Source organism: Streptomyces sp. LS-MS-L19, assembly GCF_058382285.1.
Genome location: NZ_JBYCLL010000001.1, coordinates 1,470,774 through 1,494,393, shown reverse-complemented (window position 1 = coordinate 1,494,393; position 23,620 = coordinate 1,470,774). Strand labels below are relative to the sequence as shown.

The window sequence follows — 23,620 nt, the reverse complement described above, 5'->3', positions numbered from 1 at the left end:
ATACCCGACGGTCGGTCGCCCTCGGCGATCCCGACCCGCCCCTCACACCTGTCGGCCGAACAGCTCCCGCAGCACGTCCTCCATCGTCACCAGGCCCGCCAGCCGGCCGTCCGCGCCCAGCACCGCCGCCAGGTGCGTCCGGCTGCGCCGCATCGCCGTCAGGACGTCGTCCAGCGGCGTGCTCTCCCGGATCCGGGCGATCGGGCGCATGTCGCGCACCGGGAACCGCAGGTCCCGGGGCATGGCGTCCAACGCGTCCTTGACGTGCAGATAGCCGACGATGCGCCGGCCCTCGTCCACCACCGGGAAGCGCGAGAACCCGGACTCGGCCGACAGCGCCTCCAGCTGCTCCGGGGTGACGCCCACGCGCGCGTAGACGACCCGTTCCAGCGGCATCACCACGTCCCGCACCGGTCGCCGCCCCAGTTCCAGCGCGTCGTGCAGCCGCTCCCGCGCCCGTTCGTCGATCAGCCCCGCCTCGCCGGAGTCCCGGACGATCCGGGCCAGCTCGGCGTCCGAGAAGGTCGCCGCGACCTCGTTCCTGGTCTCCACGCGCAGCAGCTTCAGCAGGGCGTTGGCGAAGGCGTTGACCGCGAAGATCACCGGGCGCAGTCCCCGCGCCAGCGCGACCAGCGGCGGGCCCAGCAGCAGGGCGCTGCGCACCGGCTCGGCGAGCGCGATGTTCTTCGGGACCATCTCGCCGAGCAGCATGTGCAGATAGGTCGCCAGCGTCAGCGCGATCACGAAGGACACCGCGTGCCCCGCGCCCTTCGGAACGCCGACCGCGTGGAACACCGGCTCCAGCAGATGCGCGATCGCCGGCTCCGCGACCACACCCAGGACCAGCGTGCACAGGGTGATCCCGAGCTGCGCCGCCGCCATCAGCGCGGAGACGTGCTCAAGACCCCACAGCACGCTCTTCGCCCGCCGGTCGCCCTGCTCGGCGTACGTCTCGATCTGGCTGCGCCGCACCGAGATCAGCGCGAACTCGGCGCCCACGAAGAAGGCGTTGACGACGAGGGTCGCCAGACCGATCAACAACTGGACGACGGTCATTCGGCCCCCTCCCCGGCTTCCGGACCCTTCCCGGCTTCCGGACCCTTCCCGGCTTCCCGGCCCTTCCCGGATTCCCGGCTCTCCCTGGCGTCCCGGCTCTCCCTGGAATCCCGGTGCTCTCCGGACTCCCGGCCCTCTTCGTACTCCCCGGACGCGTCGGTCGGCGGTGCGTGCAGCAGCACCCGTGCGGCCCGCCGCCCCTGCGCGTCCACCACGTCCAGCCGCCAGCCGACGACCTCGACCGAGTCACCGACCGCCGGGATCCGCCCGAGCTCGGTCGCGATCAGCCCGGCCAGCGTCTCGTACGGCCCCTCGGGCGGCCGCAGCCCCACGCGCGCGAGCTGGTCCGTCCGGGCCGAGCCGTCCGCGTGGAACAGCCCCCTGCCCTCGTCGTCGGTACCGGCGGGCGCGAGGTCCGGTGTCTCGTGCGGATCGTGCTCGTCCCGCACCTCGCCGACGACCTCCTCCACGATGTCCTCCAGCGTGGCCACGCCCGCGGTCCCGCCGTACTCGTCGATGACGACCGCCATCGTGCGCTTGCCGGACAGCCGGTCCAGCAGCCGGTCCACGGTGAGCGACTCGGGCACCAGCAGCGGCTCCCGCAGCAGCTCGGCGACGGAGGCCCGGGGCCGCCGCTCGGCCGGCACCGCGAGGACGTCCTTGATGTGCGCGATGCCCACCACCGAGTCCAGGCTGCCGCGGTACACGGGGAACCGGGACAGCCCGGTCGCGCGCGTCACGTTCGCCACGTCCTCGCAGGTCGCCTGGACGTCGAGGGCGACCACCTGCACGCGCGGGGTCATCACGTTCTCCGCGGTCAGGTCGGCGAGGTTCAGCGTGCGCACGAACAGCTCGGCGGTGTCCGCCTCCAGCGCGCCCTCGCGTGCGGAGTGCCGGGCGAGCGCGGCCAGCTCCTGCGGCCCGCGCGCCGAGGCCAGCTCCTCGGCGGGCTCCAGGCCGAAGAGCCGTACGACCCGGTTGGCGGTGTTGTTGAGATGCGTGATGAAGGGGCGGAAGGTCGCGCTGAACCAGCTCTGCGCGGTGCCCACCCGTTTGGCCACCGCCAGCGGGGAGGAGATCGCCCAGTTCTTCGGCACCAGCTCGCCGACCACCATCAGGAAGACGGTCGACAGCGCGGTGCCCAGCACCAGGGCCAGCGACCTCGACGTGGACTCCGAGATCCCGAGCGACTCCAGCGGCCCGGCGATCAGCGCCGCGATCGACGGCTCGGCGAGCATGCCGACGACCAGGTTGGTGACGGTGATCCCGAGCTGCGCCCCGGACAGCTGGAACGTCAGATTCCGTACGGCCTTCAGGGCACCGGACGCACCCCGCTCGCCGCGCTCCACCGCGCCTTCCAGCTCTCCGCGCTCGACCGTGGTCAGCGAGAACTCCGCGGCCACGAAGGCACCGCAGGCCAGCGAGAGCAGGATCGCCACCAGCAGGAGGAGCACTTCGGTCATCGGGTCACCTCCGTCCCATGATCGGACAGGGTCCCCAGGATCGCCCGTCCTAGCCGGCGAAAGGCTTCACCCAGCGCCGCCACTTTTCCTCGGGCGCATACCCCGCGGCGCGCCAAGCGTGCTGCGCCGTTTCGTTGCGCACCAGCACCATCGCGTCCCCGCGGCGCCCGCCGAGCCGTACGAAGCGTTCCTCCGCGGCGGTGAGCAGCGCCGACCCGATGCCGCGCCGCCGGCGCCCGGGGTGCACCGCGAGCCGGTACAGATGGCACCGCCAGCCGTCGAAGCCGGCGATCACCGTGCCGACCAGTTCGCCGTCGAGCTCGGCGAGGATCAGTGCCTCGGGGTCGCGGGACACCAGCCGCTCCACGCCGTCCCGGTCGTCGCTGATGCTCGTGCCCTCGGCGGCCTGCTTCCAGAACGCCAGCACGGTGTCGAGGTCGTCGGGCGTCGCGGCCCGTATCCGCAGGTCGGTCATACGGCGATCCCATCACGCGGGACCGGCCGGCACCCGGGTTTCCACCATGCGGACGGCTACCGCCCCCGCACCTGCGCCATCACCGGCGCGAAGGCCTCCATGGACGCCTCCAGGACCGTCAGATAGGTGAAGCCGTACCGCTCGCGCTGGGCCAGGACCTGCGCGACGATCTGTTCGACCGTGCCGATGAGCATGATGGGCAGCTCCAGGGCCTGCTGGAGGGTCAGGTCCGGCACCCGGTGCAGGAACGGGGTGGCCACCGCCTCACGGTCGTCGGTGACGACCACCGTCTGGATGAGCAGGTTCAACTCGGCCGGTTCCTTGCGGCCCGCGGCCAGTTCCGCATACCTCGCGACCCGTTCGTCGAGCTGCTCGGCGGTGGTCGGGATCAGCTTGCCGGTCGTGTTCCCCGGCACCAGGGTCGCCCCGGTGAAGGCCGCGATGTCGGCGTGCTCGGCGGACAGTCGCAGCATCCGGTTGCCGATCCCGCCGATCAGCAACGGCACCCGGGGCCGCTGCACCGGCCGCGGCACATGGTCCTCCGCCGACAGCAGCCGCTCCAACTCCTCGATGAGGTGCCGGAGATGGTCGACCCGCTCGCCGGGCGAGCCGAAGGGCAGCCCCGCCCGGTCGTGCTCGGACTGCACATAGCCCGTGCCCAGGCCGAGTTCGAGACGGCCACCGGTGAGGGCGTCCACCGTGGCCACCTCACGGGCGAGCAACGCCGGGTTCCAGAAGCCCGCGTTGAGGACGAAGGTGCCCAGGCGCGGCCGCTCGGTGACCTCCGCCGCCGCGACCAGCGCCGGGAAGGGCGCTACCTTGCCGAGGTGGTCCGGGACCAGGATCACGTCGTACCCGAGTTCCTCGGCCCGTCGGCACTTGGAGCGCCAGTCCTCGTCGGTGGCGGCGGCGGTCAGGTTGACGGCGAAGCGGAAGGGGCGGGACCGGGCGGCACGCGACCCGAGGGGCTGAACGGTGGGGGGCATGAACTCTCCTCAGCTGCAAGCGACTTGAGTTGTCTGCCCCGCGATTCCATCATTCGTGCGCGATCGCCGCCAGTACGTTCATGCGCGACGCGCGCAACGCCGGCAGCAGCGCGGCGACGATGCCCACCACCGCGGAACCGACGACCACCGCCACGATCGTGCCCCAGGGGATCGCCAGCGCGTTCATGCCCTGGAGCGCCAGCACCTGTTGGGTGCACACCCCCCACACCAGCCCGAGCGCCAGTCCCAGCACCGCGCCGAACACCGCGATGACCACCGACTCCAGGCGGATCATCCGGCGCAGCTGACGCCGGGCGAGCCCGATGGCGCGCAGCAGCCCGATCTCCCGGGTGCGCTCCACGACCGACAGGGCGAGCGTGTTGACCACGCCGAGCACCGCGATGACGATCGCCAGGCCGAGCAGCGCGTACACGAGATACAGCAGGACCGCGATCTGGTCGTGCACCAGGTCCTTGTAGTCGGCGAGGTCGCGGACCTGGACCTGCGGATACGGGTCGAGGGTCTTCTCCAGGTCCGCGCGCAGCCGGTCGGCGCTCGTGCCGGAGGCGGCGTTGACGTACAGCGCGGACTCCTGGCCGCCCGGGGCGAACCGCTCCAGCGTGTCGAGGCCGAAGTAGATCCCGCCCTGCGTCCCGAACCCGTCCGCCTGGTCCTGGTCGGTGAGGGCGCCCACGGTCAACTCGGTCCGGCGCCCGCCCTGGAACTCGACGGGCACCTTGCTGCCGACCTTCACGCCGTGGTCGCGCGCGAAGTCGACGTCCATGCCCAGATGCCCGGGCGCGAGCGCGGCCGCGGTGCCGCCCCGCGCGTAGGTGATGTGGGCGACCTCGTCGAGCTGCGGGTCGTAGCCGGCGGCGGTCGTCTCGACCCGCTTGCCGTCCGGCAGGCGTACGGCGATCGGCGCGAACCTCGACCGTACGACGAGACCGGCGCCCTCGGTCTTGCGGACCGCGTCCGTGACCTCCTGCGGGAACGGCAGGAAGTTGCCGTTCTGCACGACGAAGTCGGCGCCCAGGGTCTTGTCGATCTGGTCGTCGAAGGACTTGGACATGGAGGCGCTGGCCACCGACATCCCGCCGACCAGGGCGAGGCCGACCATGAGGGCGGCCGCGGTGGCGCCGGTGCGGCGGGGGTTGCGCAGGGCGTTGCGCTGGCTCATCCGTCCGACCGGGCCGAACAGGGCCGGGAAGGCTCCGCCCAGCACCCGGATCACCGGCCGCACCAGGAGCGGCCCCGCGATCACGGTCGCCAGGAGCGTCAGGACCACACCGAGGCCGAGCAGGGAGGCCGCCGTCGCCGTCCTCGACGAGAGCACGCACCCGACGAGTGCGGCGGCGCCCGCCGCGCCCACCAGGCCGCCCACGATCGCGCGGACCTTCAGCGGCCGTCCGATCCCGGCGATCTCGGCGTCCGAGAGGGCCGCCATGGGGGAGACGCCCGCCGCCCGCCGGGCCGGGAGATAGGCCGCGACGAAGGTGACGCCCACGCCGACGACGTACGCGGCCACGGGGGTGCCCCAACCGACCACCATCTCGCCCGAGTCGATGTTCATGCCGAAGGCGTTCATCAGGGCGATGAGGCCGAGCGCCAGCCCGATGCCCGCGCCCAGGCCGACCGTCGAGGCGACCAGGCCGAGCAGGGTGGCCTCGGTGAGCACCGAGCGGCGGACCTGGCGCCGGTCGGCGCCCAGGGCGCGCAACAGGCCCAGTTCGCGGGTGCGTTGGGCGATCAGCATCGAGAAGGTGTTGACGATGAGGAAGACACCGACCAGGACCGCGATCCCGGCGAATCCCAGCATCACGTACTTGATGACGTCGAGGAATCCGCCCAGTTGGTCGATGTCCGACTTCGCCTGTTCCTCGGCGGTCCGGTACTCGTAGCTGCCCGTGCCGAGCGCGGCGGCCACCCGCTGCTTGAGCTGGTCGTTGCTCACCCCCTCGGCGGCGTCCACGGAGATGGTGGTGGCGGCGGAGGCGGAGCCGAGCAGCTTCGTCTGCGCGGTCGGCGGGTCCAGGAACAGCAGCGAGGCACCGGGGTTGGTGGTGGTGAAGGTGACGATGCCGACGATCCGCACCTTGAACGAGCCGGGGCCCGCGATCACGGTGAGCGGGTCGCCGATGCGCAGGTCCTTGCGGTCCGCGGTCTCCGAGTCGAGCAGGGCCTCGCCGGCGCCGTGCGGCGCGTGACCCGAGGTGAGCTCGACGGGGCTGCGCGAGGTCGGGTTCCAGTCGGTGCCGATGGTGGGGGCGCCGGTGGTGGAGCCCACCGACTCGTTCTCGGAGTCGGCGACGGTGATCCCGTCGTCCTCGGCGTCGAAGCGCGCGGCGGCTACCCCGTCGACCCGGGCCACCCGGTCCGCGAGCGCGGCCGGCAGGGTGGCCGTGGTCCCGGACGGGATGGCCTCCTTGAGGTCTTCCTTCGGGCTGACGGTGAGGTCGGGCGCGGACGAGGCGAAGAGCCGGTCGAAGGTGCGGCTCAGGGTGTCGGAGAAGATCAGGCTGCCCGAGACGAACGCCACGGACAGGACGACGGCCAGCGCGGAGAGCAGCAGCCGCCCCTTGTGGGCGAGGAAACTGCGGAGCGTCGCCTTCAGCACGGGTTCAGTCCTTGCCGAGGGGCACGTCGCCCGAGCCGCTGTCGTCGCCGGGCGCGACCTGACTCCGGATCACGTCGAACCGCTTCATGCGCTCCAGCACCGCCTCCGCCGAGGGCCGCTCCATACCGTCCACGATCCGTCCGTCCCCGAGGAAGAGCACCAGGTCGGAGTGGGCGGCGGCGCCGGGGTCGTGGGTGACCATCACGACCGTCTGCCCGAGCTGGTCGACGGCCTCGCGCAGGAAGCCGAGCACCTCCAGGCCCGCCCGCGAGTCGAGGTTGCCGGTCGGTTCGTCGGCGAAGATCAGCTCGGGCCGGGAGACCAGCGCCCGGGCGCACGCGACCCGCTGCTGCTGACCGCCGGACAGCTGCGAGGGACGGTGCTTGAGGCGGTCCCGCAGCCCCAGGGTGTCGATGACCTGGTCCAGCCACTTCTCGTCGGGCTTCTTGCCCGCGATGTCCATGGGCAGGGTGATGTTCTCGGCCGCGTTCAGCGTGGGGATCAGATTGAACGACTGGAACATGAACCCGATCCGGTCCCGGCGCAGTCGGGTCAGCTCGCGTTCCTTCAGTCCCGTGATCTCGGTGTCGCCGAGCCACACCTGTCCGGCCGAGACGGTGTCGAGCCCCGCCAGGCAGTGCATCAACGTGGACTTTCCGGAACCCGAGGGCCCCATGACCGCGGTGAAGCGACCGCGCGCGATGTCCACGTCCACCGCGTCCAGCGCGAGCACGGCCGTCTCGCCGGAGCCGTACGCCTTGGTCAGACCGCGGGCGCGGGCCGCGATCCCTTCGGTCGGAGCGGTGTCGAGGGCGTCCTCCGCAGCAGTGGCCATGGGGCCGAGGGTAATGTGATCCGCCCCACACCCGATATCCCCCTTCCGGCCGAGGCGCCCTCCCTCCCAGGTCGGGCCCCTGACACCGGTGTAAGGGGCACCCCGTGTAAAGGGCATCCTCCTGTCCGTGCCGGACGCCTCTTGCCAGTGCTAGCGCATCGGCGCTAGCTTCTAGGTATGGCGAAGACTCAGTTGAACGTGCGGGTGGACGAGGGCACCGCCCGCGCCGCCCGTGAACGTGCCCTCGCCCGCGGCGTGAGCGTCAACCGCTACATCGAGGAGCTGGTCATGAAGGACAGCGGGGAGGCCGGCCAGACCTTCGTCGAGGCCGCGGCCGACTTCATGAAGCAGTACGAATCCGTCTTCGCGGAGGAGTTCGGCAAGGACGGCAAGGAAGACGAGGGTCGTTGAGCGATCTGCACATCGATCTCGCCTGGCTGCTCATGCTCGCCGAGCAGAAGACCCCGGGTGACCCCCAGGTCACCGACTGGGGCGCTCTGGTCGCTGCCGTGGCACGGCACCAGGCCGAGATCTTCGACATCCCCGTCTATGACAACCCGCATCTGCGCGCCGCCGCGCTGCTGCAACTCCTCATCCACGTCCCGGCCCTGGAGCGCACCAACGCGCTCTTCGCCTGCGCGGTCGCCTACGCCTACCTCGTCGCGAGCGGCCTCAGGGTCGTCACCTCGCCGGTGCTCGTCCGTGATCTCGCCAAGGTGGCCAAGAAGGGCGAGGCGTCGGTGCACGACATCGCGCGTGAGCTGAGGAAATGGACCCTGTGAATCAGCCGTCCGCCGGCGAGGGCCGCCACGCGGTGCCCAGCACACAGAAGGACGTGGGCAGCGTCGGCCCCTTCTCCGGCATCAACACCCGCCGATAAGGGCCCAGTTCGAACCCGGCGTCCCGCAGCGCCCCGACCGGGTCCCGGCCCAGATGGCAGCCGCCGCTCAGCGGCGGCCACACCGTGCGGTCCAGGGCGCGCTGGGTGAAGCGCATCGCGGGGCCGCCGCCGCTGCCGTGCTCGAAGAACCGCACGGTCCCGCCCGGCCGCAGCACCCGCCGTACCTCGCCCAGCGCGCGCGGCACATCGCGCACACTGCACAGCACCAGCGAGATCACCACGGCGTCGAAGGCCTCGCTCTTGACCGGCAGCGCCTCCGCGGCGCCGGGCACCACGTCGACCGGCACCTCCGAGCGCAGCGCGGACTCCACCGCCAACTGCCGCAGCCGGCGCTCCGGTTCGATGGCCACGACCTCGGAGACCGTGCCCGGGTAGTGCGCGAAGTTCAGACCGTTGCCCGCGCCGATCTCGATCACCCGCCCGGACAGGCCGGCGAGCAACCGCTCCCGCACGCCGGCCATGCCCATCCTGGTCTCGGCGGCGACGCTGACCCGCGCGTAGTACCGGGCGAAGAGCGGGTGGTGGACGGGATCCCGGGACACCTTGCCGGTGCCGGCGGACCGTAGCGGCATGACAGCCTCCCTCGCCGAGGACGGGTCCTACCGCGATTGTCCCCCGTGGGCCCCCGACGCACCCCCGGATCGCGGTGCCGCTTGGGCAGAAGAGCGGGGGCCCGGCCGGAACCGGGCCCCCTGGGTGGATCAGTTGACCCGGACGACCTGCCACAGCTCGTCGTCGGCGCCGTTGTCCGCCGACTGGACGATCAGCGCGCCGTTGGCGGTGGAGGCCGAGGCGACGTCCGCCACCAGGCCGCTGCCGGAGTTGACGAGCTTGTAGTAGCCGCCGCCCGCGCTCGTGAGCGTCCACTTCTGGGAACTCGCGGTGGACGAGGCGTTCTGGACGACGGCCGCCCCGGCCGAGGTCGAGCCGTTGCTGTCGAGGTACAGACCGCTGTTGACGTTCTTCACGGTCCACGCCCCGCCGCTCTGGGCCTGGAAGGTCCACAGCTGGCAGTTGTTGGCGGTGTTCACCCACTGGCCCGCCTGCTTGCCCGTCGCGGTGGAGGCGCCGGGGATCTCCAGGAACTTGCCGCTGTTCTTGTTGACGAGGCGGTACTGGCCGGTGGACAGCGTGGGCAGCGCGGTCTGGGTGAGGTTCCAGCGCTGGCAGGCGCAGCCGGTGTCGGCCCACTGTCCGGCGGCGGTGCCGACGGTGGTGGAGGCGCTGGGGATCTCCAGGTACTTGCCGCTGATCCGGTTGGTGGCGGTGAAGCCGCCCGCCGGGTTCGGGGCGATCGCCCACTCGTGGTCCAGGGTGCCGTTGTCGTCCCACTGGACGACCTTGGCGCCGTTGGCGGTGGACTGGTTGGTCACGCCCAGGACCTTGCCGCTGGCGACGTTGAAGATCTTGAAGTAGCCGGAGGTCTGCTGGACGAACTTCCACTGCTGGTCGGTGGCGTTGTCGGCGTTCTGCTGGGTCGCGTTCACGCCGTTGGTGGTGGAGCCGCCCGCGATGGTCAGCATCAGGTGGCTGTTGGCGTTGGACATCGTGTAGGTGGCGCCGTCCGAGACACCGCCGCCCAGGTCGATCGTCCCGTAGGTGATCGGGTTCAGGCCGGTGCTGGTGAGGTGGCCGCCGCTGAGGACCAGCAGGCTGTGGCCGTCGGCCAGCGGGAGCAGGCCGCGGCTGTAGCCGCCGGGGACGGTGGAGGCGATCCGCGTCCAGGTGTTCGCGGCGCCGTTCTGCGTGTTCAGGAACAGGTCGTCGCTGCTGTTGGCGCTGACCACGAGGGTGCCGTTGGCGCCGCCGGTCGGCAGCCAGGTGATGTACGGGGAGCTCTTGGGCTGGGTGCCGTCGGTCGCCTTGAGGGCGATACCGGTGGCGGAGCCGAACGCCTCCGGGTTGGAGGAGATCTTGTAGTAGACGGCGAAGCCGCCCTCGGGGGCACCCCAGAACTCGTACGTCATCACGTAGTTGCCGTTGGGCAGCTTGGCGACGACGGGCATGCCCGGGCGGTCGCCGTACGTCGAGGTGGCGACGTCGTTGACCACGGAGCCCCAGGTCAGGCCGTCCGTGGAGGTCTGGTGGACGATCTTCTGGCCGTAGCTCGGGTCACGCTGGTCGGAGTAGTACACGATCAGCTTCGAGCCGGACACCATCAGGAACGGCTCCCACACCGGGGTCTTGCCGTTGGTGGGGTCGGCCTCGCCGCCCTGCGCGATGGTGCTGACGTACGACCAGCTGACGCCGTGGTCGGTGCTGGCGTACAGGTCCAGTTCGGTCGTGGAGAGGTCGTTCGGGATGGAGTTGCCGGCGGCGAGGATCGTGCCGGCCGGGAAGTTGCCTATGGCGGTGGGCAGTTCGTAGAGGAACGGCTGGTAGCGGTTGCCGAAGCCGTTGTGGGTGTCGCTGATGCTGGAGATCTGGCTCCAGCTGTTGCCGTTGTCCGTGCTGCGGTAGATCGGGAAGACGGGGGTGCCCGAGCTGTACTGCTCGAACGTGGCGAGCAGCGTGCCGTTGGACGATCCGCTGTTCTGGAGGCGGATGGCGCGCGGGTAGAGCGAGCCGGGCGAGGGAGCGCCCGACGGCGGGGTGTACATGGTCTGCGAGGCGCGCGAGATCGCGTGCGCCGGGCCGGAGGAGGGCAGGACGAGGGCGACGGCGGCTGCGAGCAGGGCCAGCAGCACGGTGATCGCCTGGATGCGGGGTGCGGCGCGGTGTCCGGCGCCTTCCCTGATGGTGGACATGGGCGGCTCCCAAGGGATGTCCGGGAAGAGGGGGTGGTGCGGGGGCCCGCCGCTCCCGGGAAATCGGGGGGAGACGGGAACGGCGGGTGTCTGAGGGGGAGTGTCAGCCGGCGCGGCGCAGCCGGACGACGTTCCAGGAGACGGGCGGCAGGCTCACGGTGAGCCGTCCGTCGGTGACCGAACCGGTGTCGGCGGTGTACGGGCGGACCCGGTCGGGGTCGTCCTGGGTGTTGACGGCGCGCACGTCGGGGTCGCTCAGCACGGCGTGCTCCACCGGGACGTAACCGGTGAACGCCCGCAGGTCCAGGGCGAGTTCGACGTTGTCGCTCTGGTGCCGGTTGATCGCGAAGACGGTGAGCTCGTCGCCGTCGTGGGTGGCCACGGCGTCCACGACGGAGACCTCGCCGAAACGCTTCGTCTCATAGGTCGGCGCGACCGGCTCCACCCGCAGGACCGTGCCGCGGGCGTGCCGGGCGGCCTGGGCGAAGGGGTGGAAGGTGGTCTGCCGCCAGCTCGGGCCGCCGGGCTCGCTGCGGATGGGCGCGATGACGTTGACGAGCTGGGCGAGGCAGGCGGCGGTGACCCGGTCGCTGTTGCGCAGCAGACTGATCAGCAGTCCGCCGACCACGACGGCGTCGGCGACGTTGTACTCGTCCTCGATCACCCGGGGCGCCACGGCCCAGTCGGTGGGCTTGTCCTGCGCCTCGAAACGGGTGTTGTACCAGACGTTCCACTCGTCGAAGGAGAGGTTGATCCGCTTCTTCCGGCCCAGCTTGGCCCGGATGTGGTCGGCGGTGGCGACCACCGACTCGACGAAGTGGTCCATGTCGACGCCGGAGGCCAGGAAGCTGCCGAGGTCGCCGTCGAGCTCCTCGTAGTAGGCGTGGCAGGAGATGTAGTCGACCTGGTCGTACGCCTCCTCCAGGACGGTGGCCTCCCAGGCGCCGAAGGTCGGCATCGAGGAGCTGGAGCTGCCGCACGCCACCAGTTCCAGCCTGGGGTCGATCATCCGCATGGCCCGGGCGGTCTCGGCGGCGATCCGGCCGTACTCCTGGGCCGTCTTGTGGCCGGTCTGCCAGGGGCCGTCCATCTCGTTGCCCAGGCACCACATGCGGATGCCGAAGGGGTCGGTGGCGCCGTTCTTGATCCGTTGGTCCGACCAGGTGGTGCCGCCCGGGTGGTTGCAGTACTCCAGCAGGTCCAGGGCCTCGGCCACGCCCCGGGTGCCGAGGTTGACGGCCATCATCGGTTCGACGCCGGCCTTATCGGCCCAGCGCTGGAACTCGTGCAGACCGAACGCGTTGGTCTCGGTGCTGTGCCAGGCGAGGTCCAGGCGGGTGGGGCGGTCGGCGACCGGGCCGACGCTGTCCTCCCAGCGGAAGCCGGAGACGAAGTTGCCGCCGGGATAGCGCACGGCGGTCACCCCCAGCTCGCGCACCAGGTCCAGGACGTCACGGCGCAGGCCGTCCTCGTCCGCAAGGGGATGGCCGGGCTCGTAGATGCCGGTGTAGACGCAGCGGCCCATGTGCTCGACGAACGAGCCGAAGGTCCGGGGGCTCACGTCGGCGACGCGGAAGGCGGGGTCGACGGTCAGGGAGGCGTGCAGCATGGAGGTCGCTCCGGGAGGTGCGCGGGAAGAAGAGGGGGGCGGGGGCTACTTGAGGCTTCCGACGGTCAACCCGCCGCGCCAGTACCGCTGGAGGAGGAGGAAGGCGACGATCAGCGGGAGGATCGCCACGAGGGAACCCGCGATGACGAGGGTGAACAGGGCGTTGGCGCCGGACTGGATCAGCGCGCCCTGGTACCAGGACTGGAGGCCGACGGTCAGCGGGAACAGCTTGTCGTTGTTCAGCATCACCAGCGGCAGGAAGAAGTTGTTCCAGGTGCCGACCATGGAGAACAGCAGCACGGTCACGAGGGCCGGCTTCAGCGTCGGCAGCGCCACGTTGAACAGCACCCGCAGCTCGCCGGCGCCGTCGACCCGGGCCGCCTCCAGCAGCTCGTCGGGCAGCGACTCCTGCACGTACACCCGGACCAGGTAGACGCCGAACGGGTTGAGCAGCGAGGGCAGGATGACCGCCCACATGGTGTTGGTCAGCGCCACCTTGCTCAGCAGCAGATAGGTGGGGATGGCCAGCGCGGTCGCCGGGACCATGATGGCGCCGAGCAGGCTGGAGAAGAGCAGGTTGCGGCCGGGGAAGCGGTACTTGGCGAAGGCGTACCCGGCGAAGGTGGCCACGGCGGTGGCGCCGACGCCGCTGACGCCCGCGTAGATCGCGGTGTTGCCCATCCAGCGCAGGTATTCACCGTCGTTGTAGGTGAACAGCTGCTGGAGGTTGGTGAAGAAGGCGCCCGGCGAGTGGAACCACAGGGCGGCCGTGGAGAACAGGGCGTCGTTGTCCTTGGTGGCGGCGACGACCAGCCACCAGAACGGCATCAGGAAGTACAGGATCATCGCCACCATCACCGCGTTGACGGTGACGCGGCCTCGCGTGGAGGACGTACGGCGGGGCGCAGGGGCGGCGACGGCGGGGGCGGGGACAGCGGCGGTGGTCACTTCAGTCCGCTCCTTTTGCGCGTGGCGAACAGGAAGAGGTAGGAGCCGATGAAGACCACCGCTCCCAGGGAGAAGGAGATGGCGGCGGAGTAGTTGAACTCCGAGTACTGGAAGGCGAGGTTGTAGGCGTAGAGGTTGGGCGTGTAGTCCGGGGTGATCACGGAGGACGCCGTCGGCTCAAGCACGCGCGGCTCGGTGAAGAACTGCAGGGTGCCGATGATGGTGAACATCAGCGTGAGCACCATGGCCGAGGAGATCATCGGGACCTTGATGCGCAGGGCCGTCTGGATCTGTCCCGCGCCGTCGAGCTTCGCGGCCTCGTACACCTCGCGGGGCAGGCCCTGGAGGGCGGCGTACAGGACGATCATGTTGTAGCCGGTCCACTGCCACGTCACGATGTTGCCGAGGGAGGTCAGCATCAGGCTGTGGCCGAGCAGGTCGATCTTCCCCGTGCCCAGGGCGTGGCTGAGGGAGTTCACCGGGCCGAAGGTGGGGCTGTACAGGAAGCCCCACATCAGGGCGCCGATCACCGCGGGGACGGCGTACGGCATGAACAGCGTCATCCGGAAGACCTTGGCGAGCTTGCTGGAGACCTCGTCGATGATGAGGGCGCCGAGCAGCGCGAGCCCCAGCATGATCGGCACCTGCACCAGGCCGAAGACCACCACGCGGCGCACACCGGCCAGGAAGTGCGGGTCGGTGAAGGTCTGCTGGTAGTTGGCGAACCAGCTGAAGTGGTCACCGCCGACCAGGGTGGAGGTCCTGAGGCTCAGCCAGAAGGCGTACGCCAGCGGGGCCACCAGGAAGGCCGCGAAGAGCAGGCCGAACGGGGTGACCAGCAGCAGGCCCATGGCCTGGTGGCGGGTGTGGGCGGACTGGCGTCCGGTCCGGCGGCGGCCCCTGCCGGTGGCCGGAGTGCCGACTCCCTCGGCGGGGACGGTACTCGGGGTCACGGCCGGCGCGGGCCCCTGCTGTCGGAGCAGGCTCATCACATCTCCTTGCGCGTCTTGCGGAGCCCCCGCCGGCGGGCGGTGCGACGCGCGGCCGCCGGCGGGGGCAGTGGGGGGGGCGGGGACTTCGGGTCGGTTACTCGCTGACCTTGAATCCCTGCTTGCTCGCGTAGGAGGTCACCTGGTCCTGGACGTTGTCGTTGACGGACGACCAGTCGGTCTGGCCCTGGAGGGCCTTGCCCACCTCACTGGTGTCGGTGTTGTAGGCGAAGTCCTGGAACGGGCTCCAGTCGAAGGTCCCGATGCCGTTCGCCGCGGGCACGAACACCTTGTTGATCTGCTGGCCGCCGAAGAAGTCGTACTTCTTGTCCTGGAAGTACGCCCCGTTGAGGATCGGGTTGACCAGCGGGAACAGGTAGGCCTGGTCGATGCCGATCTTCCAGGCGGCCTGGGAGGTGCCGAACAGCTCCCGGGCGACCTCGGTGGCCTCCTTGGGGTGCTTGGTCTGCGAGGTCACCGAGAAGCTCGAACCGCCCCAGTCGCCCTGGGCGTTGCCGCCCGCCGTCCACTGCGGCAGCGGGGCCACCCGCCACTTGCCGGAGGTCTTCGCGGCGACGCTGGAGAGGTAGCCCGGACCCCAGCCGGCCGCGATGTAGGTGGCGTACTTGCCGCTGCTGAGGCCGTTGTAGAAGTCCGTGGTGGCGTACGACTGGGTGTCGACCAGCTTGTTCTTGACCAGGTCGCCCCAGTACTCGTACACCTTCTTGGCGTTGTCGTCGTTGAGCTTGACCCCGATGTCCGGCAGCTTGCTCGCCGAGTAGGTGTAGGGACGGGAGCCCGCCTGCCAGGTCAGGCCCTGGCGCCAGCCGGCCGCGGTCTCGTCGCTGCCGAAGTCGGTCATGTACGCGTTGGGGTCCGCCTTGTGCAGCTTGGCGGCCTCCTCCTTGTACTCCGCCCAGGTCGTCGGGACCTTCAGGTTGTACTTTTTGAAGAGGTCGGCGCGGTACATCATCGCCATCGGGCCGCCGTCGACCGGGATCGCGTAGACGTGGTCGCCGTCGGAGGCCTGCTTCCACGCCCAGTCGACGTAGTTGCCCTTGTCGTCGTTGGCGCCGTACTTGCCCATGTCGAGCAGGCCCTTGGTGAGCTGGATGGTGGGCAGCTCCTGGAACTCCAGCATGACGACGTCGGGGGCGCCCTGGCCCGCCTTGAGCGCGGTCTTCAGCTTGGTGTACTCGTCCTGGCCGACGCCCGCCTGCACCCAGTCGACCTGGACGTCCTTGTGGGTCTTGTTGAACTCGGCCACGACCTGCTTGAACTGGGGGTACCAGGCCCACACCTTGATGTGCACCGGGCCGCTGCCCGTGGTGCCGCTGCCGCTGTCGCCGCCCGACCCGCAGGCCGCGAGGAGCACGCCGGCGAGGGCGGCGGAGGTCGCCGCGACCGCGGTGCGCCGGACGGAACGGGACGTGGGCCTTCTGGTGGAGGACATGTGCAATCTCCTGGATGTGGTGCCCGAGGGCAGGCGAGGGTGGCAAGGCGGAGCTACGCCGGACACGGGGGTCCGGTGAGGTGGGCCGAGGGCGTGCGGCACCGCGGCACCGGTGAGGGGGCGGACGTCGGCCGGCGCGGGAGGGGTGGGTGCGGGTGACGTCGGTGAAGGTGAGAGACGGCTGGTCAGCGCACGGGCGCTGTCAGACCACCGTGAGTAAAGAGTCGAGCCCTGTCATGGCCGGTGCGGCTCCCGGCTCCTGAGTGGCTGTTCCCACTGCGGCTCCTACGGTCCGGTCCGCGACGCGGTGACGTCACGATCCCTGGGTTCCCGACCCGGCTGGATCAGGCCCCCTTCTGCTACGCTCTGCAGCGCTGCAAAAGTGTTAACCGAGAACTTGCCGCGCTGCAAGAGGTAACTCGGAGGAAACTTTCAGCGCTGCAAACGACATCCGGGACGAAGGTGGCATATGGCAAATGGCGTCACACTCCGCGACGTCGCGGCGCTCGCCGGCGTCTCCAGCCGGACGGTCTCCAATGTCGTCAACGGCTACGCACCGGTCTCCGAGGCCATGCGCGCCCGGGTGCAGAAGGCCGTCGACGAGCTCGGCTACCAGCCCAACGTCCTGGCCCGCAATCTCGCCTCCGGCCGGTCCGGCCAGATCGCCGTCGTGGTGCCGTACCTGGACACGCCCTACTTCGCCGAGCTGGCCCAGGGCATCATCCGGGCGGCCCGGGTGCGGGGCTACAACGTGCTGATCGACCAGACCGACGGGGACGCGGAGCACGAGAAGCTGTTCCTCACCCGTGGCTCCCAGCAGCTGCTGTTCGACGGCGTCATCTTCAGCCCGCTGGGGCTGGCCCAGTCCGACCTCGGCGAGCGCGACGCGAACCTGCCGCTGGTCGTGCTCGGAGAGCGGGTGAGCGACGGGGGCTTCGACCACATCGGCATCGACGACGTCACCGCCTCCCGGGAGGCCACCGAGCATCTGCTCGATCTCGGCCGGCGCCGCGTCGCCGCGATCGGCGATCAGCCCTACCGCACCGGCGAGGCCGCCCAACTGCGCACGCAGGGCTACCGGTTGGCGCATGAGCGGGCCGGGATCCCGGTCCGCGAGGAACTGATCATCTCCACCCCTCGCTTCAACCGCTCCGACGGCGCGAGCGCCATGGCCCACCTGCTCGACCTGGAGGAGCCGCCCGACGCGGTCTTCTGCTACAGCGACCTGGTGGCCCTGGGCGCCCTGCACACGCTGGCCGCCCGCGGGCTGCGCGTCCCCGAGGACGTCGCCGTGGTCGGCTACGACGACATCGAGGACGGCCGGTACTCGAATCCGCCGGTCACCACCATCTCGCCGGACAAGAAAATGATCGCCGAGACGGCGGTGGAGCGACTCCTCAAGCGCATCGGCAGCTCAACCCCTGTCCCCGGCATGGAAATCCGGGCCCCGCACCGACTCATCCCGAGGGCCAGCACCATGGGCAGCCGGCACGCGGCCGACGGGTGACCCGGCCGCGCCGACATGTCCCGCGTCGACGCCTTCCTCGCCGTCGCGGCGGGACGGTGACTTCGACGGGCGGCCGACGGCGGGTTCGACCAGCACGCAGCTCTCAAGGACGACGTCCCGCCGTGGCGGCCGTACGCAGGTCCGATCGCCACAGAGGCTGGTCGCGGGAAGCGAGACGCGGCCTTCCGTGACGTGGCCGACCGCGCCGAACGATCCCGGTCGGCAGTCGGTGGGCGCCTGTACGGTCGCCGAGGGCGCCACCGGGTGTGAGGCCGCCGTCCGCCCGACGCCCGACCCGCGCGGAGGGACCACGCCTGCGGGACGCGGCCATCCGGTCGGGTCGGTGGGACGGGGCCCATCGCAGACGGCCAGGCTCCTTACGGTGCCTCGCGTGCGCCGAACTCCGCCGCGTCCCAGGTCCCGTCCAGTCGTGGTGCCAGCCAACTCGGGGCCGTGGTACGGAAGTCGGCCGGTGCGAGTCGGCCCGCCCCGGCCGGCAGTGCGCCCAGCAGTGGGGCCCCGGCCACGTCCGGGAGGTCCGCGACATTGCAACGCGAGGCGAGATCGGGGGAGTCGGGCCAGCTGCCGATCACCACACCCGCCAAGTCCAGCTCACGGCGGCGCAGTTCACGGGCCGTCAGCTCCGTGGTGTTCAGGGTGCCCAGCCCGGCCGACGCCACGACCAGGACCGGCGCCCGCAGCAGCTGGGCCGCGTCGGCCAGCGTCCCGCCCTCCTCGTCGAAGCGCACGAGCAGCCCGCCCGCCCCCTCCACCAGCACCAGGTCGTGCTCGGTGGCCAGCTTGGCGGCGGCCTCGGCGACGCCGTCAGGGTGCACCGGCTCGAGTGCGGCCCGGCGCGCGGCCGTCGCCGGGGCCAACGGCTCGGGAAAACGGGCCAGTTCACCCTTCGTCACGGCACCCGCGAGCCGGGCCACCTCCTCGGCGTCCCCCGGCTCGTCCGGCCGTACACCGGTCTGCGCGGCCTTCAGGACGGCGACCGTCCGCCCCGCCGCGAGCGCCGCCGCGGCGACGGCGGCCGTGGTCACCGTCTTGCCGACCTCCGTGCCCGTGCCCGTGATCACCAGGACCGGCATGTCATCCCTCCTTCGCCGCGGCGCGCACCGCGCGCGCGATCCGTGCCACGTCCTCGTCGCCGGTGACGTACGGCGGCATGGTGTAGACGAGGTCGCGGAACGGCCGCAGCCACACGCCCTCGCGTACGGCGGCCTCCGTCGCGGCCCTCATGTCGACCTCGTGGTCCAGCTGCACGACCCCGATCGCGCCGAGCACCCGTACGTCCTTCACCCCTGGGAGCTCACGCGCGGGGGCCAGCCCGTCCCGCAGTCCCGCCTCGATCCGCTTGACCTCCGCGAGCCAGTCCTGCCCGAGCAGCAGCCCGATCGAGGCGCAGGCCACCGACGCGGCCAGCGGGTTGCCCATGAAGGTCGGACCATGCGCGAGCACCGGGACCTCGCCCCGCGAGATCCCGTCGGCCACCCGGGGCGTGCACAGGGTGGCCGCCATCGTCAGGTAGCCGCCGGTCAGTGCCTTGCCCACGCACATCACGTCCGGCGTCACCGCCGCGTGCTCCGCCGCGAACAGCGCGCCCGTGCGCCCGAACCCGGTCGCGATCTCGTCGAACACCAGCAGCACGTCGTGCGCGTCGCACGCCTCGCGGAGCACCCGCAGATACGCGGGGGAGTGGAACCGCATCCCGCCCGCGCCCTGCACCACCGGCTCCACGATCACCGCGGCCAGTTCGTCCGCGTGCCGCTCGATCGCCGCACGCAGCTGGTCGGCGTACGACTCCTCGTACGCGGCCGGGGGCGCGTCCACGAACACCTGGCGGGGCAGCACCCCGGACCACAGTTCGTGCATCCCGCCCTCGGGGTCGCACACCGACATGGGCTGCCAGGTGTCGCCGTGGTAGCCGCCCCGCCAGGTCAGCAGCCGCCGCTTGCCGGGACGGCCCAGCGAGCGCCAGTACTGGAGGCACATCTTCACCGCGACCTCGACCGACACCGACCCCGAGTCGGCGAGGAACACATGCTCCAGGCCCTCGGGAGACATGTCGACAAGGAGCTTTGACAACCGTACGGCGGGCTCGTGGGTGAGTCCGCCGAACATCACATGGCTCATCCGCCCGAGCTGCTCGCGCGCGGCCTCGTTCAGCACCGGGTGGTTGTAGCCGTGGATCGCCGACCACCAGGACGACATGCCGTCCACGAGGTCACCGGAGGAGGTGCGCAACCGCACCCCGCTCGCCGACTCCACGACGAGCGGGTCGACCCGGCCGGGCATCGGACCGTACGGATGCCACACGTGCCGCCGGTCGAGCGCCAGCAGCTCCGTCACCGGCAGGCCGGGCAGATCAGGCATTGGGCGCGAGATCCGTTCCGGCGCCTCGACGGCGTACGGCCACCAGGTCGGTACGGGGCTCGCTCACCGCCGGCGCCGAGGCTGCCGTACCGCAGACGCCGCCGCCCGCGTGCGACCCGCACCCGGCGCTCTCGGCCGCCTCCGAGCCGCAGCCACCGCCCTCGTGCGACCCGCAGCCGCCCCCGGTCGTCACCCGGTGCTCCGGCAGCGTCACCTCGCCCGCGCCCTCCACCTCGAACCCGGCGTCGGCGATCATCTCCAGGTCGGCCTTGCCGGCCTGGCCCTCCGTGGTGAGGTAGTCGCCGAGGAAGATCGAGTTGGCGAGGTGCAGGGCGAGGGGCTGCATGGTGCGCAGGTGGACCTCGCGGCCGCCGGCGATGCGGACCTCCACGTCCGGGCAGACGAACCGGACCATCGCCAGGATGCGCAGGCAGCGCTGCGGGGTGAGGTTCCACTCCTTGGCCAGCGGGGTGCCCTCGACCGGGATCAGGAAGTTGACCGGCACCGAGTCGGGGTCCAGCTCGCGCAGCGAGTAGACGACGTCGACGAGATCCTCGTCGGACTCGCCCATGCCGGCGATCAGACCCGAGCAGGCGGACAGGCCGGCCGCGTGGGCCTTGTTCACGGTGTCCACCCGGTCGGCGTAGGTGTGGGTGGTCGTGATGTCGCCGTAGGTCGACTCGGACGTGTTGAGGTTGTGGTTGTAGGCGTCCGCGCCCGCCTCGCGCAGCCGCTCGGCCTGGCCGTCGGAGAGCAGACCGAGGCAGGCGCACACCTCCACGCCCTCGTTCTGCTCCTTGATCGCCTTGATGGTGCCCGCCACCCGGTCCACGTCCCGGTCGGTCGGCCCGCGCCCGGAGGCCACCAGACAGACCCGCTTGGCGCCACCGGCGAGACCGGCCGCCGCGGCCTGGGAGGCCTGCTCGGGCTTGAGCCAGGTGTACTTGAGGATGCCGGTCGACGAGCCGAGCCGCTGGGAGCAGTACGAGCAGTCCTCGGGGCACAGCCCGGACTTCAGGTTGACGAGATAGTTGAGTTTCACCCGCCGCCCGAACCAGTGCCGGCGCACCTTCCCGGCCGCGGCCACCACATCGAGCAGCTCGTCGTCGGACGTGGCCAGTACGGCCAGCGCCTCCTCGCGGGTCGGCAGCTCGCGCCGAAGCCCCTTGTCCACCAGCGTGTTCAGCAGGTCCATGAGAGCCGATCCTGTCCTACGGACCCGCCTTCGGCCAAGGTAGGGACCGAACAACTCACCCGCTTTGACGTGTGGGTATTGCCACACCGTGGGTAGCGTTTGCTGCCGCTAGGGTCTGTCCGTTGTCTACAAAAGCACCGGAGGACCCATGGCGTTCGGCTGGATCGACGAGCAGGCGGCCGCGCGCCGGCGGGCCGGACTCGTACGGACCCTGCGGCCCCGGCCGGCCGACTCGCCGCTGCTCGATCTCGCGAGCAACGACTACCTGGGCCTGGCCCGCCACCCCGAGGTCGTGGCGGGAGCGGAGGCGGCCGTCCGGACCTGGGGCGGCGGCGCCACCGGGTCGCGGCTCGTCACCGGCACCACCGAGCTGCACACCGAACTCGAGCGCGAGCTCGCCGACTTCTGCGGCTTCGAGGCGGCGCTCGTCTTCTCCTCCGGTTACGCGGCCAACCTCGCCGCCGTCACCGCGCTCGCGCCGCACGGCTCGCTGATCGTCTCCGACGCGGGCAACCACGCCTCCCTCATCGACGGCTGCCGGCTGGCCCGCGGGACGACCCAGGTCGTCGCGCACGCCGACCCGCAGGCCGTCCGCAAGGCGCTCGGTACGCATGACGGGCCCGCGGTCGCCGTGTCCGACACCGTGTTCTCCGTCGACGGGGACGCGGCACCGCTGGCCGGTCTCGCCGCGGCCTGCCGGGAGTACGGCGCGGGCCTGGTCGTCGACGACGCGCACGGCCTGGGCGTGCTCGGCGCCGGCGGCCGCGGGGCCCCGCACGCGGCGGGGCTCGCGGGCGCCGACGACGTGGTCGTCACGGTCACGCTGTCCAAGTCGCTCGGCAGCCAGGGCGGTGCCGTGCTCGGCCCCGCACGGGTGATCGAGCACCTGGTCAACGCGGCACGGACGTTCATCTTCGACACCGGTCTGGCCCCCGCGGCGGCGGGAGCCGCCCTCGCGGCACTGCGCCTGCTCGGCCGTGAGCCCGAGCGGGCCGCACGCGCGCGTGAGGTGGCGACCGGACTGCACGCACGTCTGACCGCCGCGGGTCTGGAAGCGGTACGTCCGGACGCCGCGGTGGTCTCGGTGCGCGCGCCCTCCCCGGAGGAGGCCGTGCAGTGGGCGGCCGACTGCCGGGCCGCCGGGCTCTTCGTGGGCTGTTTCCGGCCCCCGTCCGTGCCCGACGGCATCTCACGGCTCAGGCTGACCGCCCGCGCGGACCTCTCCGAGGAGCAGATCGAACGCGCTGTACGGGTGATCGGCGAGACACGACCATGAGTCGGCGTGACACGGCCGTGCGCCTGGGTGGACCGACGGTCAGAACGCGGCTGTGAAGCCCGCCCAGCTCTCGGGGGAGAAGAGCAGCGCGGGTCCGTCCGGGTCCTTGGAGTCGCGTACGGCGAGCAGCCCGGCCCAGGGCCCGGCCGACGGCCTCGCCGTCTCGACGCAGTTGTTCGCTCCGGTGCTGTAACTGCTGCGCAGCCACCGCACTTCACACAGTTCGGTACTGGAAGGAACGTGCCGAGGCAGTGCAGACATGGTGCCTCCTTACGCGCCGTCACCTAATCCGGCGATGTAATCCAACGAGTCCTCGGGCGAAAGGGCGTGGCCCTGAAGGGTGTTGAAGGCCTCGGTGTAGGCCTCCAGGTCTTCTTTCCGTTCGAGGTAGAGGCTACTCGTCAAGTGGTCGAGAACAACCACGTCCAGATCAGAAGTGCTCGAAAATGAGAAGATTACGAAAGGGCCGGTGATACCCACATGCGCCCCGGCCGTGAACGGCAGTACCTGCAGGCGCACTTGTGGCAGCCGGGCCGCCTCGAGGAGTCTGCGCAGCTGCCGGGTCATCACCTCGGGGCCGCCGACCTCCCGGCGCAGCACCGCCTCGTCCAGGACGGCGCTCAACTCCAGTGGCCGCTCGGCGCGCAGGACGTCCTGACGGGCCAGCCGCACCTCGACCAGCGCGTCGAGCCGCTCGTCGTCGAGCCCGTCCACCGCGGCCCGGGTCACCGCGCGGGCGTACTCGGGCGTCTGGAGCAGCCCGGGCACCACCGAGGTCTCCAGGGTGCGCATCGCGCTCGCCTGGGACTCCAGACTGATGAAGTCCCGGTAGGTCGGCGGGAGTACGCCACGATAGGCGTGCCACCAGTGGTGCCGGCCGCCGCCGCCCTCGTCGGAACCCGCCAATACCAGCAACAGCTCCCGCAGATCCGCGTCCGTCACGCCGAAGGCGTCGAGGAGTAACCGCACATCGGCCGGTTTCACCCCGCTGGCACCCGTCTCGATCCGGCTCACCTTCGACTGGTGCCAGCCCACGAGCCGGGCCGCCTCACCGCTGGTGAGGCCCGCACTCGCGCGCAGCGCACGCAGTTCGGCGCCCAGCTTTCGACGGCGCACCGCGGGACCGTGCTGCATGCGCTACTCCTTACTCCCTACGAGCCGCCCAAATACGGTCTCGCGTCGCA

The 23,620-nt window shown here is 71.0% G+C and carries 21 protein-coding genes; 4 read left to right on the top strand and 17 right to left on the bottom strand.

Annotated features, from left to right (window positions below; all coding sequences use genetic code 11):
- Positions 1-42 precede the first annotated feature (42 nt).
- The 6 genes from AC2XR2_RS06445 to AC2XR2_RS06420 are packed head-to-tail and all read right to left on the bottom strand — an operon-like array spanning position 43 to position 7,432.
- Complete coding sequence (locus AC2XR2_RS06445; protein WP_330268367.1) at positions 43-1,056, bottom strand: hemolysin family protein; 1,014 nt, start codon at positions 1,054-1,056, stop codon at positions 43-45.
- Positions 1,053-2,519 (bottom strand): hemolysin family protein, encoded by a 1,467-nt coding sequence (locus tag AC2XR2_RS06440; protein WP_491514546.1) that lies wholly within the window; start codon positions 2,517-2,519, stop codon positions 1,053-1,055. Before AC2XR2_RS06440 ends, AC2XR2_RS06445 begins: the two co-directional genes overlap by 4 nt.
- A 49-nt stretch (positions 2,520-2,568) precedes the next feature.
- The gene (locus AC2XR2_RS06435; protein ID WP_330268369.1) at positions 2,569-2,994 is read right to left on the bottom strand and encodes a GNAT family N-acetyltransferase; all 426 of its coding nucleotides are present in this window, start codon (positions 2,992-2,994) and stop codon (positions 2,569-2,571) included.
- A 56-nt stretch (positions 2,995-3,050) separates the two neighbouring features.
- Complete coding sequence (locus tag AC2XR2_RS06430) at positions 3,051-3,980, bottom strand: LLM class F420-dependent oxidoreductase (RefSeq protein ID WP_449348599.1); 930 nt, start codon at positions 3,978-3,980, stop codon at positions 3,051-3,053.
- Between the two features lie 49 nt (positions 3,981-4,029).
- A complete protein-coding gene (locus AC2XR2_RS06425; RefSeq protein WP_491514545.1) occupies positions 4,030-6,597 on the bottom strand; it encodes an FtsX-like permease family protein in 2,568 nt (855 codons plus the stop codon).
- Between the two features lie 4 nt (positions 6,598-6,601).
- Positions 6,602-7,432: an ABC transporter ATP-binding protein gene (locus tag AC2XR2_RS06420; protein WP_491514544.1), complete on the bottom strand. Its 831-nt coding sequence runs from the start codon at positions 7,430-7,432 to the stop codon at positions 6,602-6,604.
- A 177-nt stretch (positions 7,433-7,609) separates the two neighbouring features.
- Between AC2XR2_RS06420 and AC2XR2_RS06415 the strand changes: the two genes are divergently transcribed.
- Both AC2XR2_RS06415 and AC2XR2_RS06410 read left to right on the top strand, forming a co-directional pair.
- Complete coding sequence (locus AC2XR2_RS06415) at positions 7,610-7,843, top strand: antitoxin (RefSeq protein ID WP_330268373.1); 234 nt, start codon at positions 7,610-7,612, stop codon at positions 7,841-7,843.
- Positions 7,840-8,214 (top strand): fic family toxin-antitoxin system, toxin component, encoded by a 375-nt coding sequence (locus AC2XR2_RS06410; protein ID WP_330268374.1) that lies wholly within the window; start codon positions 7,840-7,842, stop codon positions 8,212-8,214. Before AC2XR2_RS06415 ends, AC2XR2_RS06410 begins: the two co-directional genes overlap by 4 nt.
- Position 8,215: 1 nt before the next feature.
- Here AC2XR2_RS06410 and AC2XR2_RS06405 read toward each other — a convergent pair whose 3' ends face one another.
- From AC2XR2_RS06405 to AC2XR2_RS06380, 6 genes are all read right to left on the bottom strand, one after another.
- On the bottom strand, positions 8,216-8,905 hold the full coding sequence (locus AC2XR2_RS06405) for a class I SAM-dependent methyltransferase (protein ID WP_491514543.1): 690 nt from the start codon (positions 8,903-8,905) through the stop codon (positions 8,216-8,218).
- Positions 8,906-9,034: 129 nt separating this feature from the next.
- Complete coding sequence (locus AC2XR2_RS06400; RefSeq protein WP_491514542.1) at positions 9,035-11,080, bottom strand: RICIN domain-containing protein; 2,046 nt, start codon at positions 11,078-11,080, stop codon at positions 9,035-9,037.
- A gap of 103 nt (positions 11,081-11,183) precedes the next feature.
- Positions 11,184-12,689: an arabinosylfuranosidase ArfA gene (gene arfA / locus AC2XR2_RS06395; RefSeq protein ID WP_491514541.1), complete on the bottom strand. Its 1,506-nt coding sequence runs from the start codon at positions 12,687-12,689 to the stop codon at positions 11,184-11,186.
- A 45-nt stretch (positions 12,690-12,734) separates the two neighbouring features.
- Positions 12,735-13,637, bottom strand: coding sequence for a carbohydrate ABC transporter permease (locus AC2XR2_RS06390; protein ID WP_449348605.1), 903 nt, complete (start codon positions 13,635-13,637; stop codon positions 12,735-12,737).
- Entirely contained in the window at positions 13,634-14,626 is a 993-nt protein-coding gene (locus AC2XR2_RS06385; RefSeq protein WP_381307128.1) for a carbohydrate ABC transporter permease, read from the bottom strand. The genes AC2XR2_RS06390 and AC2XR2_RS06385 overlap by 4 nt, the downstream gene beginning before the upstream one ends.
- Positions 14,627-14,723: 97 nt before the next feature.
- Positions 14,724-16,079, bottom strand: a complete 1,356-nt coding sequence (locus tag AC2XR2_RS06380) for an ABC transporter substrate-binding protein (protein ID WP_491514540.1) — start codon at positions 16,077-16,079, stop codon at positions 14,724-14,726.
- Positions 16,080-16,548: 469 nt separating this feature from the next.
- On the opposite strand from AC2XR2_RS06380, the gene AC2XR2_RS06375 reads away from it, so the two are divergent.
- The gene (locus AC2XR2_RS06375; protein WP_381307133.1) at positions 16,549-17,586 is read left to right on the top strand and encodes a LacI family DNA-binding transcriptional regulator; all 1,038 of its coding nucleotides are present in this window, start codon (positions 16,549-16,551) and stop codon (positions 17,584-17,586) included.
- 377 nt (positions 17,587-17,963) lie between these two features.
- Here AC2XR2_RS06375 and bioD read toward each other — a convergent pair whose 3' ends face one another.
- Genes bioD through bioB form a run of 3 tightly spaced genes read right to left on the bottom strand, consistent with a single transcriptional unit; the run spans position 17,964 to position 21,160 of the window.
- Entirely contained in the window at positions 17,964-18,680 is a 717-nt protein-coding gene (gene bioD, locus AC2XR2_RS06370) for a dethiobiotin synthase (RefSeq protein ID WP_491514539.1), read from the bottom strand.
- 1 nt (position 18,681) lies between these two features.
- A complete protein-coding gene (locus tag AC2XR2_RS06365; protein ID WP_491514538.1) occupies positions 18,682-19,965 on the bottom strand; it encodes an adenosylmethionine--8-amino-7-oxononanoate transaminase in 1,284 nt (427 codons plus the stop codon).
- Positions 19,958-21,160, bottom strand: coding sequence for a biotin synthase BioB (gene bioB / locus AC2XR2_RS06360; protein ID WP_381307140.1), 1,203 nt, complete (start codon positions 21,158-21,160; stop codon positions 19,958-19,960). Before bioB ends, AC2XR2_RS06365 begins: the two co-directional genes overlap by 8 nt.
- Before the next feature lie 148 nt (positions 21,161-21,308).
- On the opposite strand from bioB, the gene AC2XR2_RS06355 reads away from it, so the two are divergent.
- A complete protein-coding gene (locus tag AC2XR2_RS06355) occupies positions 21,309-22,436 on the top strand; it encodes an 8-amino-7-oxononanoate synthase (protein WP_381307142.1) in 1,128 nt (375 codons plus the stop codon).
- A gap of 39 nt (positions 22,437-22,475) precedes the next feature.
- Here AC2XR2_RS06355 and AC2XR2_RS06350 read toward each other — a convergent pair whose 3' ends face one another.
- The gene (locus tag AC2XR2_RS06350; protein ID WP_330268386.1) at positions 22,476-22,697 is read right to left on the bottom strand and encodes a DUF397 domain-containing protein; all 222 of its coding nucleotides are present in this window, start codon (positions 22,695-22,697) and stop codon (positions 22,476-22,478) included.
- A gap of 9 nt (positions 22,698-22,706) precedes the next feature.
- Positions 22,707-23,570 carry a helix-turn-helix domain-containing protein gene (locus AC2XR2_RS06345; protein ID WP_330268387.1) on the bottom strand — a complete coding sequence of 288 codons (864 nt, stop codon included), beginning with the start codon at positions 23,568-23,570 and terminating at the stop codon, positions 22,707-22,709.
- Positions 23,571-23,620 lie beyond the last annotated feature (50 nt).